This window comes from Gemmatimonadota bacterium, from assembly GCA_009692115.1.
Classification (GTDB): Bacteria; Gemmatimonadota; Gemmatimonadetes; order Gemmatimonadales; family GWC2-71-9; genus SHZU01.
On record SHZU01000010.1, the window covers coordinates 36,100 to 51,522 of the forward strand.

Annotated in this window: 14 protein-coding genes; 1 reads left to right on the plus strand and 13 read right to left on the minus strand. The window is 64.1% G+C overall.

The window, feature by feature from the left end; all coding sequences use genetic code 11:
* Position 1: 1 nt before the first annotated feature.
* The 13 genes from bamD to gmd form a co-directional block, all read right to left on the minus strand.
* Complete coding sequence (gene bamD, locus EXR94_11930) at positions 2-799, minus strand: outer membrane protein assembly factor BamD (protein MSR03427.1); 798 nt, start codon at positions 797-799, stop codon at positions 2-4.
* Entirely contained in the window at positions 796-1,707 is a 912-nt protein-coding gene (locus EXR94_11935; protein ID MSR03428.1) for a hypothetical protein, read from the minus strand. The genes bamD and EXR94_11935 overlap by 4 nt, the downstream gene beginning before the upstream one ends.
* Complete coding sequence (locus EXR94_11940; protein ID MSR03429.1) at positions 1,704-2,411, minus strand: tetratricopeptide repeat protein; 708 nt, start codon at positions 2,409-2,411, stop codon at positions 1,704-1,706. Before EXR94_11940 ends, EXR94_11935 begins: the two co-directional genes overlap by 4 nt.
* Positions 2,412-2,576: 165 nt before the next feature.
* Positions 2,577-3,509: an SDR family oxidoreductase gene (locus EXR94_11945; GenBank protein MSR03430.1), complete on the minus strand. Its 933-nt coding sequence runs from the start codon at positions 3,507-3,509 to the stop codon at positions 2,577-2,579.
* The gene (locus EXR94_11950) at positions 3,506-4,810 is read right to left on the minus strand and encodes a UDP-glucose/GDP-mannose dehydrogenase family protein (protein ID MSR03431.1); all 1,305 of its coding nucleotides are present in this window, start codon (positions 4,808-4,810) and stop codon (positions 3,506-3,508) included. Before EXR94_11950 ends, EXR94_11945 begins: the two co-directional genes overlap by 4 nt.
* A gap of 1 nt (position 4,811) precedes the next feature.
* The gene (locus EXR94_11955; protein ID MSR03432.1) at positions 4,812-6,104 is read right to left on the minus strand and encodes a nucleotide sugar dehydrogenase; all 1,293 of its coding nucleotides are present in this window, start codon (positions 6,102-6,104) and stop codon (positions 4,812-4,814) included.
* 3 nt (positions 6,105-6,107) lie between these two features.
* Complete coding sequence (locus EXR94_11960; protein MSR03433.1) at positions 6,108-7,301, minus strand: Gfo/Idh/MocA family oxidoreductase; 1,194 nt, start codon at positions 7,299-7,301, stop codon at positions 6,108-6,110.
* On the minus strand, positions 7,115-8,230 hold the full coding sequence (locus EXR94_11965; protein ID MSR03434.1) for a DegT/DnrJ/EryC1/StrS family aminotransferase: 1,116 nt from the start codon (positions 8,228-8,230) through the stop codon (positions 7,115-7,117). The genes EXR94_11960 and EXR94_11965 overlap by 187 nt, the downstream gene beginning before the upstream one ends.
* A 160-nt stretch (positions 8,231-8,390) precedes the next feature.
* Positions 8,391-8,960, minus strand: coding sequence for an N-acetyltransferase (locus tag EXR94_11970; protein ID MSR03435.1), 570 nt, complete (start codon positions 8,958-8,960; stop codon positions 8,391-8,393).
* Positions 8,953-9,912: a UDP-N-acetylmuramate dehydrogenase gene (murB, locus tag EXR94_11975; protein MSR03436.1), complete on the minus strand. Its 960-nt coding sequence runs from the start codon at positions 9,910-9,912 to the stop codon at positions 8,953-8,955. The genes EXR94_11970 and murB overlap by 8 nt, the downstream gene beginning before the upstream one ends.
* A complete protein-coding gene (carB, locus tag EXR94_11980; GenBank protein ID MSR03437.1) occupies positions 9,909-13,187 on the minus strand; it encodes a carbamoyl-phosphate synthase large subunit in 3,279 nt (1,092 codons plus the stop codon). The genes murB and carB overlap by 4 nt, the downstream gene beginning before the upstream one ends.
* On the minus strand, positions 13,171-14,121 hold the full coding sequence (locus EXR94_11985; protein ID MSR03438.1) for an NAD-dependent epimerase/dehydratase family protein: 951 nt from the start codon (positions 14,119-14,121) through the stop codon (positions 13,171-13,173). Before EXR94_11985 ends, carB begins: the two co-directional genes overlap by 17 nt.
* Complete coding sequence (gmd, locus tag EXR94_11990; GenBank protein MSR03439.1) at positions 14,118-15,083, minus strand: GDP-mannose 4,6-dehydratase; 966 nt, start codon at positions 15,081-15,083, stop codon at positions 14,118-14,120. The genes EXR94_11985 and gmd overlap by 4 nt, the downstream gene beginning before the upstream one ends.
* An 83-nt stretch (positions 15,084-15,166) precedes the next feature.
* On the opposite strand from gmd, the gene rpmB reads away from it, so the two are divergent.
* Positions 15,167-15,358, plus strand: a complete 192-nt coding sequence (gene rpmB / locus EXR94_11995; GenBank protein MSR03440.1) for a 50S ribosomal protein L28 — start codon at positions 15,167-15,169, stop codon at positions 15,356-15,358.
* Positions 15,359-15,423 lie beyond the last annotated feature (65 nt).

The window sequence follows — 15,423 nt, forward strand, 5'->3', positions numbered from 1 at the left end:
CCTACTTGGAAACCGCCGAATCGCCGGCCGCCACGGGCTGCTCCGGGCAGAGACGCCGGGGCCCCTGCCCAACCGAAAAACTCTGGGCGATGTAGCCGCAGGTTTCTTTAATGTCCTCTTGGTAGCCGAGGGCGATGTACGACTGGACCAATTTTTCCAGTGCCTCCGGCACGACGGTGGCCCGAGGGTACTGCAGCACTAGGGATCGAAGAATGAGGATGGCCGACTCGTAGGCTTTGAATTTATAGTAAAACAAGGCGCTGGAGAATTCTTTCCGCGCGAACTGGTCGTTGAGTTCTCTGACTTTGGCGTCGGCCCGTTTGGCTGCCGCGGTGGTTGGATACCGGCTTTGGACCTCTTGGTAGACGCCGAGGGCCGTTTGTCCGTAGGTCGGATCGAGCTCGGGCCGTTTCCAGAGGGCGGCGTACGCATCGGCGGCCCGAAGAAGCGCATCGGGCGCCATGGAATCGTCGGGCGCTTCGTCGGACAGACGGCGGAACTGACGAACCGCGTCGAGTTCATTCCCCAACGCCATTTCGATCTCGCCCTTGTAGAAGTTCAGGCGAGCAATCCGCGGGTCGGCCACCGGCATAGCAGTGCCCAGGCGGGCAAAGACCTGGTTGGCCTGATTCCATTGCCCGGCATTAAACGCCCGTTGCCCCACTTGCCACAGGGAGTCGATCGTCCTCGGCGAATTAGATACCACCGCGGAGGGCGCGGCCTTCGGCTTGCCCTTGAACGGCCAACACCCGGTCAGGGCCACGACGGCTCCGACCGCGACTAACGTCCTGGATCTCATTCGCCACCATCAGCCGGCGGTTCCGTCGAGACGGCCCCCAGCCCGTTGAGCTTCGTCACGGCAACCTCGCGGAGACTGTCCGACACCCCGCCGGCCGCCAACACCGCCTGATACGCCACCGCCGCCCCGAGCGCGTCGCCCATGAGAATGCGGGCATCACCCAGCCCAATCTGGGCCCGAATGCCGCGAAGCGTTGCCGCTTCGAAGCCCAGAACCAGATCAAACCACCGTTCAGCTACCCGCCCGTTCTGGACCGAGAGGGCGTCGTGCCCCAGCAACAAGGCGCATTCCGCCAACCCCGACCGAGCCCCGCCTTTGAGACGCCCATCGGTCGTTCGACGGAGCAAGGTGCGATAGCTTCCCGCGGCATCCTCGCACGCCACCGTGGCCCGTTGGGCGTCCGCGAGCCTCAAGAGCAAGGAGTCAATTCCCCGAACGGTTCCGGTCGCGGCGAGCGCCGCCGGAATCAGGCCGAGCGCATCGGACAACTCCATGTCGTCCGCCAACGAAGCCCGGGCCAACCGGCCCAGCGGTCGGCCGGGTGCCAGAGAACGAATCGCCAGGACCGCCTTGGTCACGGCGGCCTGTCCGCTGATGCCGGCCCGATCGGCCGCCCGGGCGACCCGATCCAGCCCGACCACCGCTTCCATCAACCGGGTGGGATCCTCGCGAGCGAGTTCGGAGTAGGCCGTGGCGGCCGCCCCAAAATCTTCAGCCTTGACCGCCGCCGCTCCGGCTTTGGCCCAAACCCGGCTCCGAGCCCCGCTTCGTTGAGCCGCCTGGTACTCACTCAGCGCCTTGGGAAACCGCCCCGACCGATACGCCTCGTCGCCCAGCCGCTCGTGATCCGCAGCCGGTGCCGAGCAGGCGACCCCCAGCCCCGCCACCAGGACGAACCAGCGGGTCATGAACCGAGCCGCTTTGCCATCGCGAGGTAGGCCCCGACCCGCGCATTGCCCGGCCGCTGGCGAAGGCAATCGGCCCAGATCTCCTGAGCGCCGGTAGCGTCCCCCGACAGATAGTGCGCCAAACCAAGGGTCGCGGCCGCGTCGCCGAACATCGGCTGAGCCGCGACGATTCGTTCCAGTTCCTCTCGGGCTTCGAGCGGCCGGCCCGCCTCGAGAAGCAACCAAGCCAATCGGTATCGCAGGTCGTGAAAATCAGGGCCGAGGCCGACGGCTCGCTGATATTCGTGGATCGATTCCGCGGCCGCCCCAATTTCGGCGTAGGCATCGCCCAGTTCGGCGTGGAGGTTTGCCAATCGCGACGCCACCGGCCGCGAAAACCCGCCGGGCCCCGTCTGCCCGAGAGCGGCCGCCTGCTGAAATGAAGCGTCAGCCTCGGCCGAGCGACCCAACTCGGCCAGAATGACCCCGCGGTGGATCTGAGCGTCGATGTACCGCGCATTCACCACCAGACTGCGGTCGAACTCTTCCGACGCTTTTTCAGGCTGACCCAGCAACGACAGGCACAACCCCCGCGGATGGTAGACATCGGCAAACCGCCGTCCCGACTCGAGAATCTCATCGAGGAGGTGGACGGCCCCGTAGTGGTCCTGAACGGCGAACCGTTCATGGGCCTGCTGGAGAAAATGCTCGGTGCTGACTCGCATGGCCGATTGGTTGCCGATCCCGAACGTTCACTGACGCAATGCGACACCCCCGTCGATGAACCACCCGACGCGAGGGTCGCAACCAGGTCCCGGGGTGGGTTGAAAAGCTCCCTCCGGGAAACGGGTAAGATAGCGTGGTCGGCGGATTTGCGCGGCCCGAATGGACTATCGGATGGCCCTTTGGAAGTACGGGATCGTGCGCTCAAGTCCGGTCCGAAGATCAACCGAAGCCGACCAGCCCAAGACCTCCTTGGCAATGCGGATATCCGGTTGCCGGGCCTTAGGATCGTCCACCGGAAGGGGCTCCCGTTGGATGTTCACCGCGGTGCCCACCATCTCCCGGACCAGTTCGGCCAACTGGGCAACCGTGAATTCGACGGGATTCCCGATGTTGGTCGGGTCGACCAGGCCGGAGTGAAAGAGCCGGTAAATCCCATCGACCAGATCGGAGACGTAGCAGAACGACCGAGACTGGCTGCCGTCGCCATAGATCGTCAGTGGCTGGCCACGGAGGGCCTGGACAATGAAATTCGACACCACCCGGCCGTCGGCCGGCCGCATTCTCGGGCCGTAGGTATTGAAGATCCGGACGATGCGGGTTTCGAGGCCATGATAGCGGTGGTAGGCCATGGTCATAGCCTCCGCAAACCGCTTGGCCTCGTCGTACACCCCGCGGGGTCCGACCGGGTTCACGTGCCCCCAGTAGCTCTCGGGCTGAGGATGAACCTGGGGATCGCCGTACACCTCGGAGGTCGAGGCCAGGAGGAACCGGGCGCCCTTGGCCTTGGCGAGGCCGAGCGCGTTGTGGGTGCCGATGGACCCGACCTTGAGCGTCTGAATTGGGTAGCGGAGGTAGTCGATCGGGCTAGCGGGCGAGGCGAAATGGAGCACTCCATCGAGGGGCCCGTCAATGGCAACGAATTTCGAAACATCGTGTTCGACGAACTCGAAATTGGGGTTCCCCTCCAGGTGCGAGAGGTTGGAACCGCTTCCGGTAATGAAGTTGTCGATCCCGATGACCTGGTGTCCCTCAGCGAGAAACCGGTCGGTGAGATGCGAGCCCAGGAACCCGGCGGCACCAGTGATCACCAGTCTCATAGTGACACCCTCCCGATGCTTAAGTAACGGAATCCGGCGCGCCGCATCCGGGCGGGATCGAACAGATTCCGGCCGTCGATCACGATCGGAGCCCGGAGCCCCGCCTTCACCCGCTCGAGGTCCGGATTCCGATAGACCAACCATTCCGTGACGATCACCAAGGCGTCAGCGCCCTCGATCGCCTCGTACGGGTCGGCCGCGTACCGGATCCGATCACCGAAGACGGCCCGGGCCGAGTCAGTGGCCTTGGGATCGTGGGCCACGACCTTCCCGCCGGCGGCCAACACGCCCTCCACCAGCGGAATCGACGGGCTTTCCCGCATGTCGTCGGTCTCAGGCTTGAAGGCCAGGCCCCAGACCGCGATCTGGCGACCCCGAAGATCTCCAAGGGCGTGGGTCAGTTTTGCGAGCAGAACCAACTTCTGGCGCTCGTTAACCGCGTCGACCGACTCCCAGAGGTCCGAGGGGATGGCCAGTCCCTTGGCGGTGCGGATCAGCGCCTTCACATCCTTCGGGAAGCAGGAGCCGCCGTATCCCGGACCTGGGAACAGGAACGCCTGACCGATTCTCCGGTCGGTTCCAATACCCTTCCGGACCGCTCCCACATCGGCGCCAACCTGTTCGCAGAGCTGGGCGATTTGGTTCATGAACGAGATCCGGGTGGCCAACATCGCGTTGGCCGTGTACTTCGTCACTTCCGCCGAGGGAATATCCATGAACAACACCGGATTTCCGGTGCGAAGAAACGGCGCGTACAGCTGTTCGAGGGTCTCTTCTGCCTCAGGGGAGTCAACCCCAACCACCACCCGGTCCGGCTTCATGAAGTCATCGATCGCGGCCCCTTCCTTGAGGAACTCAGGATTGGAGGCCATGAAAAAGGGGCCGACGGCCTCCTCCCGCACGGCAGCCCGAACGGCCTCAGCCGTCCCAACCGGCACGGTCGACTTGGTGACGATCACTTTCGGCTCGTTGAGGTTCCGCCCGATGGTCTTGGCCACCGCCAGTACGTGGCGGAGGTCAGCCGACCCATCCTCATCGGCCGACGTTCCGACCGCGATGAACACAACCTTCCCGTGCCGAACCGCCGCCCCGATGTCGGTCGTGAATGCCAGCCGACCCTCGGCTTGGTTCCGGACCACCATCGACTCGAGCCCCGGCTCATAGATCGGAATCTCGTTGCGTTTGAGCCGCTCGATCTTGGTGGCGTCCACGTCGGCGCAGACCACCTCATTGCCGGTCTCGGCCAAGCAGGCACCGGCCACGAGCCCGACATAGCCCGACCCGATAATCGTGACTCGCATCTTAGGTGGTCCAGGTTCGCTTGAGGGCGTTCCGGGTATCGACGACCAGCTTGGCGTGGGTGCGGACCATTTCGTAGTCGGTGGCCGAGTGATCGGTCACAATCACCACCAAATCGGCCGCGGCCAACGTCTGCGGCGTCAGGGGTACCGAGGCCGCCTTATGGCCGTTCTCCTCGAACGTGGGCACAAAGGGATCATGATAGGTAACCTTCGCGCCGCGGCTCTCCAGCAACCGCATGATATCGAGCGCGGGACTCTCCCGCATATCCTCGATATCGCGCTTGTAGGCGATGCCCAGGATCAGCACCGAGGCCCCTTTGACGGATTTCCCGGAGTCGTTCAGTGCCTCGCCGGCCTTCCCGACCCAGAACACCGGCATCTCGGTATTGAGCTCGCCGGCCAGATCGATGAACCGGGTCTTGTAGTTCAAGCCCCGCATCTTCCACGCGAGATAGTGGGGATCGATCGGAATGCAGTGCCCGCCCAGCCCGGGGCCCGGCAGGAATTTCATATAGCCGAACGGCTTCGTCGCCGCGGCCTCGATCACTTCCCAAACATCGACGCCCAGTTTGTCGCAGACGATCGCCATCTCGTTCGCCAACCCAATATTCACGCTCCGAAACGTGTTCTCGAGCAACTTCACCAACTCGGCGGCCTCCGTGGTCGTGACCGGCACCAAGGTGTCGATGGCCGGCTGATAGAGCGCCATCACCACCCGTCGGCAGTCATCGGTGATCCCGCCCACCACCTTGGGCGTGTTCTTGGTTTGGTAGACCGGATTGCCCGGATCGACCCGTTCCGGGCTAAAGGCCAGAAAGAAGTCCTTGCCGACCTTGAGCCCTGTGCTCTCGAGTGCGGGAAGCATGATCTCCCGCGTGGTGCCCGGGTAGGTCGTACTCTCGAGGATGATGGCTTGGCCGGGACGGAGAACCTTCTTGATCGTCTCGGTGGCCGCGACGATGTAACTGACGTCGGGGTCTTTGAACTTCGACAACGGCGTCGGGACGCAAATGGAGATCGCGTCGCACGCGGCCAGTGCGGATCCGTCGGTGGTTGCCGAGAACAGTCCCTTATCGACGACCGACTTGAGCTGGGCGTCCGAAATGTCTTTGACGTGGGAGGTCCGGGCATTCAATCCATCGACGACCCGTTGGCTGACATCAAAGCCCAAGACTTTGAACCCGGCGTTCCCGAGCTCCACCGCGAGCGGCAGCCCGACATAGCCGAGCCCGATGACGCCGAACAGCGCCTCGCGCCGCTCGGCCTTCTGAATCAGTTCTTTCGCCCAAGGCATTGGTTACCCCTCCACAAGGACCGGCCGGCCGCCGTCCTGCAATGATCTGGTGGCGGCCTCCAGCACTTGGACGACCCTGAGGCCGTCCGTTGCTCCGGCCCGAGTGGCCCCCCCCCCTCGGGCCACGTTGACGAAATGCGCCAGCTCGAGCCCCAGGGGCTCAGCGTTCGGCACCTTCGGAATCAGAATGTCTCCCTCTCGCACGGCCAAACTCTCGCCATACGAGCCATACTCCGGTGGCCGATCGACTCCCTTGTCGTAGAGCCGAAGCTTTTCGCGCGGGGCCATATCGTCGAACACCGCCATTTGCTTCGACCCGACGACCGTGAGCTTCCGTTCCTTGTGGGGATCGAGCCACGACATATGGGCGTGGGCCACGACTCCCGACTTGAACCGCATCACGAGGAAAACAACGTCTTCGATGCCCCGCTGCAAATACGAATGGCCCTGCGCCGACACCGACTCGGGCGCCTCGCCGAGCAGGTAGAGCGCCACCGAGATGTCGTGCGGCCCAAAACTCCAGAGCGCGTTCTCATCAGGCCGAACCTGACCGAGGTTCAGTCGCTGGGAATACAGGTAGTAGACATCCCCGAGAGCACCGTCTCGAATCATGGAGCGAAGCCGGTCGATGACCGGGTGGAACTCCAGCAAGTGCCCCACCAACGCCGGCACCTTGCGACGCTCGCTCTCCTCGACAAGCGCCACGGCATCGGCCACGGTCAGCGCGAACGGTTTCTCGATCAAGACCGGCTTCCCTGCCTGGAGAGCCCGAAGCCCCAAGGCGGCATGGGTTCGCGCCGTCGTGGCCACGACCACCGCGTCAACCCGCTCCAACAGCGCGTCGACCGAATCGGTGACGAACACCCCGGGGAAGCCCTTGGCGATCCGATCCCGGGTCGCTGCCGACAGATCGCACACCGCAGTCAGATCGACGGCCGGCATGGCAGCCAGCGTCCGGACATGATTCCGGCCCCACGCCCCAGCGCCGATGACGCCGACTCGAAGCGCGGTCACTTGAAAAAGCCCGTCACGGCCGCTGCCACCCGGTCGACCTGGCCATCGGTCAATTCCGGGTACACCGGCAGCGAAAGTACCTCTTGCATCGCCCGCTCGGTCTCGGGCAATGAGCCAGCCCGGTATCCGAGCGCCGAAAAACAGGGTTGGAGGTGAAGTCCCACCGGGTAGTAGACTGCACAACCGATGCCGTTGGCCTTCAAATGGGCCAGGAGAAGATCCCGTCGGGGTACCCGGATGGTGTATTGGTGAAAAATGTGTTCGTTCCCCGCGTCGACGGCCGGCGGCACGATCTCGGAATGCCCGGCGAATGCCTCGGAATATCGGGCAGCCCGGCCCCGGCGGCCCTCGCTCCAGCCCGCCAAATGAGGCAGCTTGGCCAACAGCACCGCCGCCTGGAGCGTGTCGAGGCGGCTGTTCGTTCCCACTTCTTCATGGTGATACTGTTTGGCACCGCCGTGGAGGCGGAGCTTTCGGAGCCGGGCCGCCAGGTCATCCTGTTGGGTCACCATCATCCCGCCGTCCCCGAACCCGCCCAAATTCTTGCTGGGGAAGAACGACAGCGTGCCGCACCAGCCGAGTTCGCAGGCCATCCTCCAGGTGCCGTCAATCAGCCGGCGGGCCCCAATGGCTTGGGCCGCGTCCTCGATGACCGGGAGCCCATGCCGGCAGGCGATGTCGAGGATCGTGTCCATGGCGGCCATCTGGCCGAAGAGATGGACCACGATAATCGCCCGAGTACGCGGAGTGATTGCGGCCTCGATCGCAGCGGACGAGGCGCAGAACGTCTTGGGGTCGATGTCGACGAATACCGGGGTACCCCCGGCGTTGTGAATCGTGCCGGCCGTGGCGAAGAAGGTGAAGCTTGGGGCAATGACTTCGTCTCCCGGCACCAGATCGAGGGCCTTGAGCGGCAGCAGGATCGCATCGGTGCCGCTGGCGCAACCGATGCCGTGCTTGGCATGGCTCAACCCGGCCACCGCCGTTTCGAGCTCTCCGACCTCGCGACCCATGATGAACTCTTGACGCTCGACCACCGAGTTGATCGCTCGGGTCACGTCGGTCTTGATCGAGTCGTACTGGGCCTTGAGGTCAAGCAGGGGAACCGTCACGTCAGCCATCCTCGCCATTGAAATCCGAGCTGCCACCAGAGCAAGAACCAGGCGCTCCAACCGCCCCGCGGCCGGGGCGTAATTCATCTGCCGTTCCAGTCCGGGTCCAGCGCCGCAAGTCTTGTGTTGGCAGCAACTTAGACAGATCTACCCCGGCGAGTCAACCCGGGCGGAGTACCCCGTGTTCCTCCTGGTACGAAGCCCCGCAACCGCGACATTGCGCCATTCCGTCCCGGACCGTCAGGCGAACGCCACACTGGCACATCCAACCGATCCGACGGGCCGGAACCCCCACCATGAGCCCGTAGGCCGGCACGTCGCCCCGGACCACGCTCCCGGCCCCGATGAAGGCATACTCTCCGATGACTCCGCCGCAGACGACCGTGGCGTTCGCCCCGATGGTTGCCCCCCGCTTGACCAGGGTCCGCTGGTACTCCGTCTTCCGGGAAACGTGGCTTCGCGGATTGAGCACGTTCGTGAAGACACAGCTCGGACCGCAGAACACATCGTCCTCGAGCTCCACACCTTCGTAGATCGACACGTTGTTCTGAATCTTCACATTGTCGCCGATCTTGGTACCGGGCATCACGACGACGTTCTGCCCCAAGTTGCATCGTTCGCCGATCACCGCACCGGGCATCACGTGACTGAAGTGCCACACCTTGGATCCCGTGCCAACCACGGCGCCGTCGTCGACGTAACTCGACTTGTGCACGAAATAGTCAGACATTATTCCCCGCTCCCGTGAGATATTCACCCCGCGATCCGATCATCTTGACCTCCGGCTCCAGCGTCACCCCAAACTGCTCCAGCACCCGAGTCCTGGCCATCGCGATCAACCGGCACACATCGGCGGCGGTCGCGGCCCCGGTATTCACGAAGTAGTTGGCGTGCATCGGCGAGACCTCGGCGCCACCGACCCTGGTGCCCTTGAGCCCGGCCGCCTCAATCAATTGGCCCGCCGTTCGGGCCCCACCAACGTCCGGTTCCGGATTCTTGAACACGCTGCCGCAACATGGCGAGTTGAACGGGGTGCCCTGCTGTCGCCACGCGAACAGTCTCGCGACCTCACCGGCCAGGACCGACGGATCGCCGGCCTCGAGCCGCACGGTGGCCTCGAGCACCACCCAGCCATCGAGACCACTCCAACGATATCGGAATGGGATGTCCGAGCGGGAGAAGACCCGGGACTCGCCGCGGGGGTTCACCGCGACGACCGACTCAACCCGATCCGACCACTGCCCCCCGTGACAGCCGGCATTCATATAGACGCCGCCGCCCACCGTGCCCGGTACGCCGACCATCATGTGGACCCCGGCCCATCCGGCCTGAGCCGTCTTCCGAGCGGCAATCGGCGCGGGAAGGCCCGCCCCAAACCGCCATCGATCGCCGGTCTGATCGATCCGGTCCACACCTTTGCCGAGCCGGAGCACCAAGGCATCCATGCCGTCGTCGGGGAGCAACACGTTGGAGCCGAACCCTAACGCAAACACCGGGACGCCCGCCTTGGCCGCGAACCGAATCGCGGCGGCGGCATCCTCCGGATCGGCGGGCAGGACAACCGTGGCGGGCCCGCCAATCCGGTAGGTAGAGTAGCGAGCCAAGCTGTCCTGCTCCCGAACCTCGCCCCGGATCGCCGCTCGTGCGGCGACGACGAGTTCGGGATCCCGGGCCGACGTCACGCCCCCTGCTCCGCCGCGAAATTCCTGGCCATCTCATGCCATTCCTGGAGCGAGCGCACCTCGCCGGTGCGGCTCCGCATCGCGATCACCGCGTCACAGGCGGCGGCCGCCGCCGTCATTGTCGTCGTATAGGGCACCTTCTCCTGCAGCGCCGTCCGTCGAAGGAGGTAATCGTCACGCTGGGTCAGCTTGCCAAACGGCGTGTTGATCAGCAACTGGACCTGCCCCGACACCATCAGGTCGACCGCATTCGGACGGCCTTCGTGGACCTTGAGCACCCGTTCGGCCGGAATCCCGCGCGACCGGAGGTGTTTGGCCGTTCCCTCGGTCGCCAGCACCCGAAACCCCAACTCATGGAACCGGCGCGCAATCGGGATCACGGTCGCCTTGTCGGCGTCGTTGACCGTCACGAAGATCGTCCCGCCCAGCGGCAGGCTCCCGTCCACGCTGATCTGGGCCTTCGCAAAGGCCATTCCGAACGAATCCGCAATGCCCATGACCTCGCCGGTGGAACGCATTTCCGGACCAAGAACGAGGTCGACACCCTGGAATTTCCCAAAGGGGAACACCGCTTCTTTGACCGCGACGTAGGGGTGGAGGCCGTCGCCGATGCCAAGCTCGGACAGCCTCCGACCCGCCATGACCTGGGCCGCCAAACTCGCCAACTGAATACCGGTCGTCTTGGACACAAATGGAATGGTCCGAGATGCCCTCGGATTGACCTCCAGGACGAAGACCCGTCCATCCTTGATGGCGTACTGGACGTTCATGAGTCCAACCACGCCGAGTTTGAGTCCAAACCGCTTGGTGTGCTCCCGCATTTCAGCGACTTGGTGCTCGGTAATCAAGTAGGGCGGCATCACGCACGCCGAATCGCCCGAGTGAATCCCGGCATCTTCGATGTGCTGCATCACGCCGCCGATGATACAGTCAGTTCCATCGCAGAGCGCGTCGACATCCACTTCGAATGCATCCTCGAGGAACTTGTCGATCAACACGGGGTGTCCCGGGGCCACGCGTTCCGCGGCCCCGAAGAAACTCTCGAGCGACTCAGCATCGTAGACGATCTGCATGGCCCGGCCGCCCAGGACGTAGGATGGCCGAAGCAAAACCGGGTACCCCACGGCCTCGGCCTCCCGGAGCGCGTCGGCAAGGGTCAGGGCGGTGCCGTTTTTCGGCTGCTCGATGCCAAGCTCCCGAGCCAACGCCTCGAACCGGCCCCGGTCTTCGGCGGCGTCGATCGCATCGGGTGAGGTGCCGAGGATCGGAACCCCCTCGGCCTCGAGCCCCCGCGCCAAGCGGAGCGGCGTCTGGCCGCCACACTGGACCACCACCCCGAGCGGCTTCTCAAGATGCACGATCTCCAGCACGTTCTCGAGCGTCAGCGGCTCGAAATACAACGCATCCGACATGTCGAAATCGGTTGAGACCGTCTCAGGATTCGAATTTACCATCACCGTGCGATAGCCCATCTCCCGAAACGCCATGACCGCCCGAACGCAGCAGTAGTCGAACTCAACCCCTTGACCGATCCGGTTCGGGCCCGAGCCGAGAATGATGACGGTCTTGTCGCCCACCGCGCCGGCCTCGTTCTCGTCGTCGTACGACGAATAGAGATACGGGGTCTTGGAAGGAAACTCCCCGGCGCAGGTGTCCACGATCTTGAAGGCGGGTCGGACGCCTAACGCCTGGCGGCGGTGCCGCATGGCCGTTTCAGTGGTGGCAACCAAGTCGGCCAACTGCCGATCCGAAAAGCCCATCCGTTTCATCCGGCGAATCATCGCCCGTTCAGCCGCGTCGCCGGCCGCTCCGGCAGGCCGGACATTCCACTCCGCCACGAAGGCCCGCTCGGCCTCGATCAACGCCTGCCACTGGCCGATGAACCATGGATCGATCATCGAGCGCTCCGCGATCGTTTCCGCCGGGACATCGCGCAACAGGGCTCGCTTGATTTGGAAGAAACGTTCCGGGGTCGGCTTCCGGAGCGCGCCCAGAATGGCCTCGATCGAACTGTCTTCCAGGCGGTCATCGCCGATGGCGTCGCCAACGACCCAGCCGGAGCGACCGGCCTCCAGCGACCGGAATCCCTTTTGGAACGCCTCTTTGAAGGTTCGACCGATCGCCATGACCTCGCCAACCGACTTCATCTGCGTGGTCAACCCGGGGTCGGCCGCGGGGAATTTTTCAAACGCGAACCGGGGAATCTTGACGACGACGTAGTCGAGCACCGGTTCGAAACTCGCCGGAGTCGTCTTGGTGATGTCGTTGGGCAACTCGTCGAGCCGGTACCCCACCGCGAGTTTTGCGCCGATCCTGGCGATGGGAAAGCCCGTGGCCTTTGAGGCCAGCGCCGAGCTCCTCGACACCCGGGGATTCATTTCGATGACCAACTGCTCGCCGGTTTTCGGGCTCACGGCGAACTGGACGTTACACCCCCCGGCTTCGACCCCGATTTCGCGGATGATCTTGCAGGCGGCGTCGCGCATCCGCTGATACTCCCGGTCCGACAGCGTCATGGCAGGCGCCACCGTGACCGAATCACCGGTGTGAACCCCCATCGGGTCGATGTTCTCGATCGAGCAAACGATGACCACGTTGTCGGCCCCATCACGCATCAACTCGAGCTCGAATTCCTTCCACCCGATGATGCTTTGCTCTACCAGCACCGAACCGACCGGCGAGGCCTCGAGTCCGCGCCGGAGCATGGTCTCGAATTCATGGCGATTGTAAGCAATCCCTCCGCCGGTACCCCCGAGCGTGAATGACGGCCTGAGGATGGCCGGGTAGCCGGTTTGCTCGACCGCGGCATTTCCTTCCTCCACCGACCGAACCGTGGTCCCCTCCGGTGTGGCCAGGCCAATTCGGCGCATCGCTTTGGCGAATTCGTCGCGGTCTTCGGCGATCCGAATGGCCCGTTCGTTGGCGCCGATCAACTCGACGCCGTATTTCTCGAGCACGCCCGACCGGTAGAGGTCCATCGCCACATTGAGGCCGGTTTGCCCACCCATGGTCGGGAGCAGCGCATCGGGGCGTTCCCGGGCGATGATCTTCTCGACCCATTCGGCGTTGACCGGTTCGATGTAGGTCCGATCCGCAACCTCGGGGTCGGTCATGATGGTGGCGGGGTTCGAGTTGACCAGAATGACCCGATACCCCTCCTCCCGGAGTGCCCGCGCCGCTTGAGTGCCGGAATAGTCGAACTCCGCGCCTTGGCCAATGACGATCGGACCGGAGCCAATGAGGAGGATTGAACGAAGGTCAGTCCGCTTGGGCATCGAGCAGGTCTTTCAATGTTTGTTCGAGAGGAATGGAGGGCTTCCACCCGGTATCCGCAACGAGACGGCTGGGATCGCCGACCAAGTACTGGAGGTCGTTCGGCCGGGCGAGGTTCGGATCGGCCTCGAGAATAACCCGATGACCCACGACTTCCATTAAGCGAAGGACCACCTCGCGGAGCGTCACGCCGTGGCCGGTGGCCACGTTGTATGTCGACCCAGCCTGGCCCTGATCGATCAGGGCGTGATAGGCCGCCACCACATCCCGCACGTCGAGCACGTCACGCACCGGTTCGAGGTTTCCGGTCTTGATGACTGGCGCCCCGATCCGTTTCGCGGTCCGAATCCGATCGGCCAACGCCGGAATGGCATATTGGTCGCTTTGGCCCGGCCCGGTGTGGGGGAACGCTCGGACGACGATGGTCCGGAGCCCAGTGCGACGGGACACCTCCGCGACGGCAATTTCCGCCCCGACCTTGCTCGCGGCGTACGGGGATGCCGGCACCAGAGAGTCGGACTCGACCGAGGGGCGCCCCTGGCCATGGCCATAGACTTCACCGGTCGACGCCAGCACGAACAGCGGGTCGGCGGCTCCATCACGCCGGAGCCGGCCCATCGTCTCCGCCAAGCGAGCCGAACCCGCGGCGTTCACCGCCCACGCCTCACCCGGGTCCCGCCGAGCATCCACCCCTGAGGCGAGGGCGGCCAAATGGACCACGACATCCGGCGAGAGTTGCCCAACTCGGCCGACCGAGTCGGACGACACGAGGTCAAAATCGACCCACTGAACCGCCTGACGCTCAGCCTCCGACAATCCCTTGGACGGCCCCCACCCGACCCGCACCGCGCCAAGAACCCGGTGCCCGGCCTGGAGCAGCCGGCGCACGAGCCAGCCCCCCACAAAGCCGTCAGCGCCGGTGACCAGTACCCTCATCGCGAACCCTTGAGCCGGGCGAGGTCGGCGTCGACCATCATCCGAACCAAATCGACGAACGACACCCGCGGCGTCCAACCCAACTCGGCGGCGGCTCGCGAAGGATCCGCGATCAACAGATCAACCTCCGCCGGCCGCATATGGGCCGGGTCGGTAACTACATGATCATGCCAGTCGAGCCCGACGTGGCCGAACGCCAGTTCAGCCAGGTCCCGAACGCTGTGCGTCGTGCCGGAGCCGATCACATAGTCACGCGGCTCGGCCGGCTGGAGCATCCGCCACATAGCCTCCACATAGTCGCCGGCAAACCCCCAGTCCCGCTTCGCGTCGAGGTTCCCGAGCCGCAGTTCTTTCGCGAGGCCGAGTTTGATGCGGGCGACGCCATCGGAAATCTTCCGAGTGACAAACTCGATTCCGCGCCGAGGCGACTCGTGATTGAACAGGATGCCGCTCACCGCATGCAAACCATACGACTCCCGGTAGTTCACCGTGATCCAGTGGCCATACAACTTGGCCACGCCATACGGCGATCGCGGGTAGAACGGGGTCCGCTCATTTTGGGGGGTCTCTTGGACCTTGCCGAACATCTCGGACGAGCTGGCTTGGTAGAACCTCGTCGTCGGACAGGCCAACCGGACCGCCTCGAGGATCCTGGTGACCCCAAGCGCGGTGAACTCGCCCGTCAGCACCGGCTGGGTGAATGACGTTGGCACATAGGACTGGGCGGCCAAGTTGTAGACCTCGTCCGGCTTGACGTCCCGCAGCACCTCGGTCAGGGAGTGCTGATCGAGCAAATCGGCCGTAACGATCCGAATCGAGTCCAGCAGGGGTTCGATCCGTTCGTAACTGTGATGACTGGTTCGGCGAACCATGCCGACCACCTCATATCCCTTGGTCAACAACAACTCGGCCAGGTAGGACCCGTCCTGCCCCGTGACCCCGGTTATTAGCGCCCTCGGCATAAAATCCCTTGTGTCATCCCCAGTTGGGGGTTAAATTTAGCGGCTAGGTCAACACCTAGCACCACGAGTGGAGAGGTATAGCTATGGCACGTGTCTGCGCCGTCTGCGCCAAAGGCCCAACGACCGGCAACCATGTCAGCCACGCCAACAACCGGCGGAAGCGGCGCTGGATGCCCAATCTTCAGACCGTTCGCGTGCTGGTTGACGGCGCTCCGAAGCGGATTCGGGTCTGCACCCGCTGTATTCGCAGCGAAAAGGTCGTCAAGGCGGCCTAGATTCTTCCGGTAGCCGAGGCGGGACCGAAAAAAGGGGACCCGAGGGTCCCCTTTTCCATTGCCGG

Bases quoted from the DNA above. Each gene is read 5' to 3' on its own strand.
- EXR94_11955 (MSR03432.1), bottom strand. From the start codon at position 6,104: ATGCCTTGGGCGAAAGAACTGATTCAGAAGGCCGAGCGGCGCGAGGCG.
- EXR94_11985 (MSR03438.1), bottom strand. From the start codon at position 14,121: ATGAGGGTACTGGTCACCGGCGCTGACGGCTTTGTGGGGGGCTGGCTC.
- EXR94_11935 (MSR03428.1), bottom strand. From the start codon at position 1,707: ATGACCCGCTGGTTCGTCCTGGTGGCGGGGCTGGGGGTCGCCTGCTCG.
- bamD (MSR03427.1), bottom strand. From the start codon at position 799: ATGAGATCCAGGACGTTAGTCGCGGTCGGAGCCGTCGTGGCCCTGACC.
- EXR94_11945 (MSR03430.1), bottom strand. From the start codon at position 3,509: ATGAGACTGGTGATCACTGGTGCCGCCGGGTTCCTGGGCTCGCATCTC.
- EXR94_11970 (MSR03435.1), bottom strand. From the start codon at position 8,960: ATGTCTGACTATTTCGTGCACAAGTCGAGTTACGTCGACGACGGCGCC.
- carB (MSR03437.1), bottom strand. From the start codon at position 13,187: ATGCCCAAGCGGACTGACCTTCGTTCAATCCTCCTCATTGGCTCCGGT.
- EXR94_11940 (MSR03429.1), bottom strand. From the start codon at position 2,411: ATGCGAGTCAGCACCGAGCATTTTCTCCAGCAGGCCCATGAACGGTTC.
- EXR94_11950 (MSR03431.1), bottom strand. From the start codon at position 4,810: ATGCGAGTCACGATTATCGGGTCGGGCTATGTCGGGCTCGTGGCCGGT.
- gmd (MSR03439.1), bottom strand. From the start codon at position 15,083: ATGCCGAGGGCGCTAATAACCGGGGTCACGGGGCAGGACGGGTCCTAC.
- rpmB (MSR03440.1), top strand. From the start codon at position 15,167: ATGGCACGTGTCTGCGCCGTCTGCGCCAAAGGCCCAACGACCGGCAAC.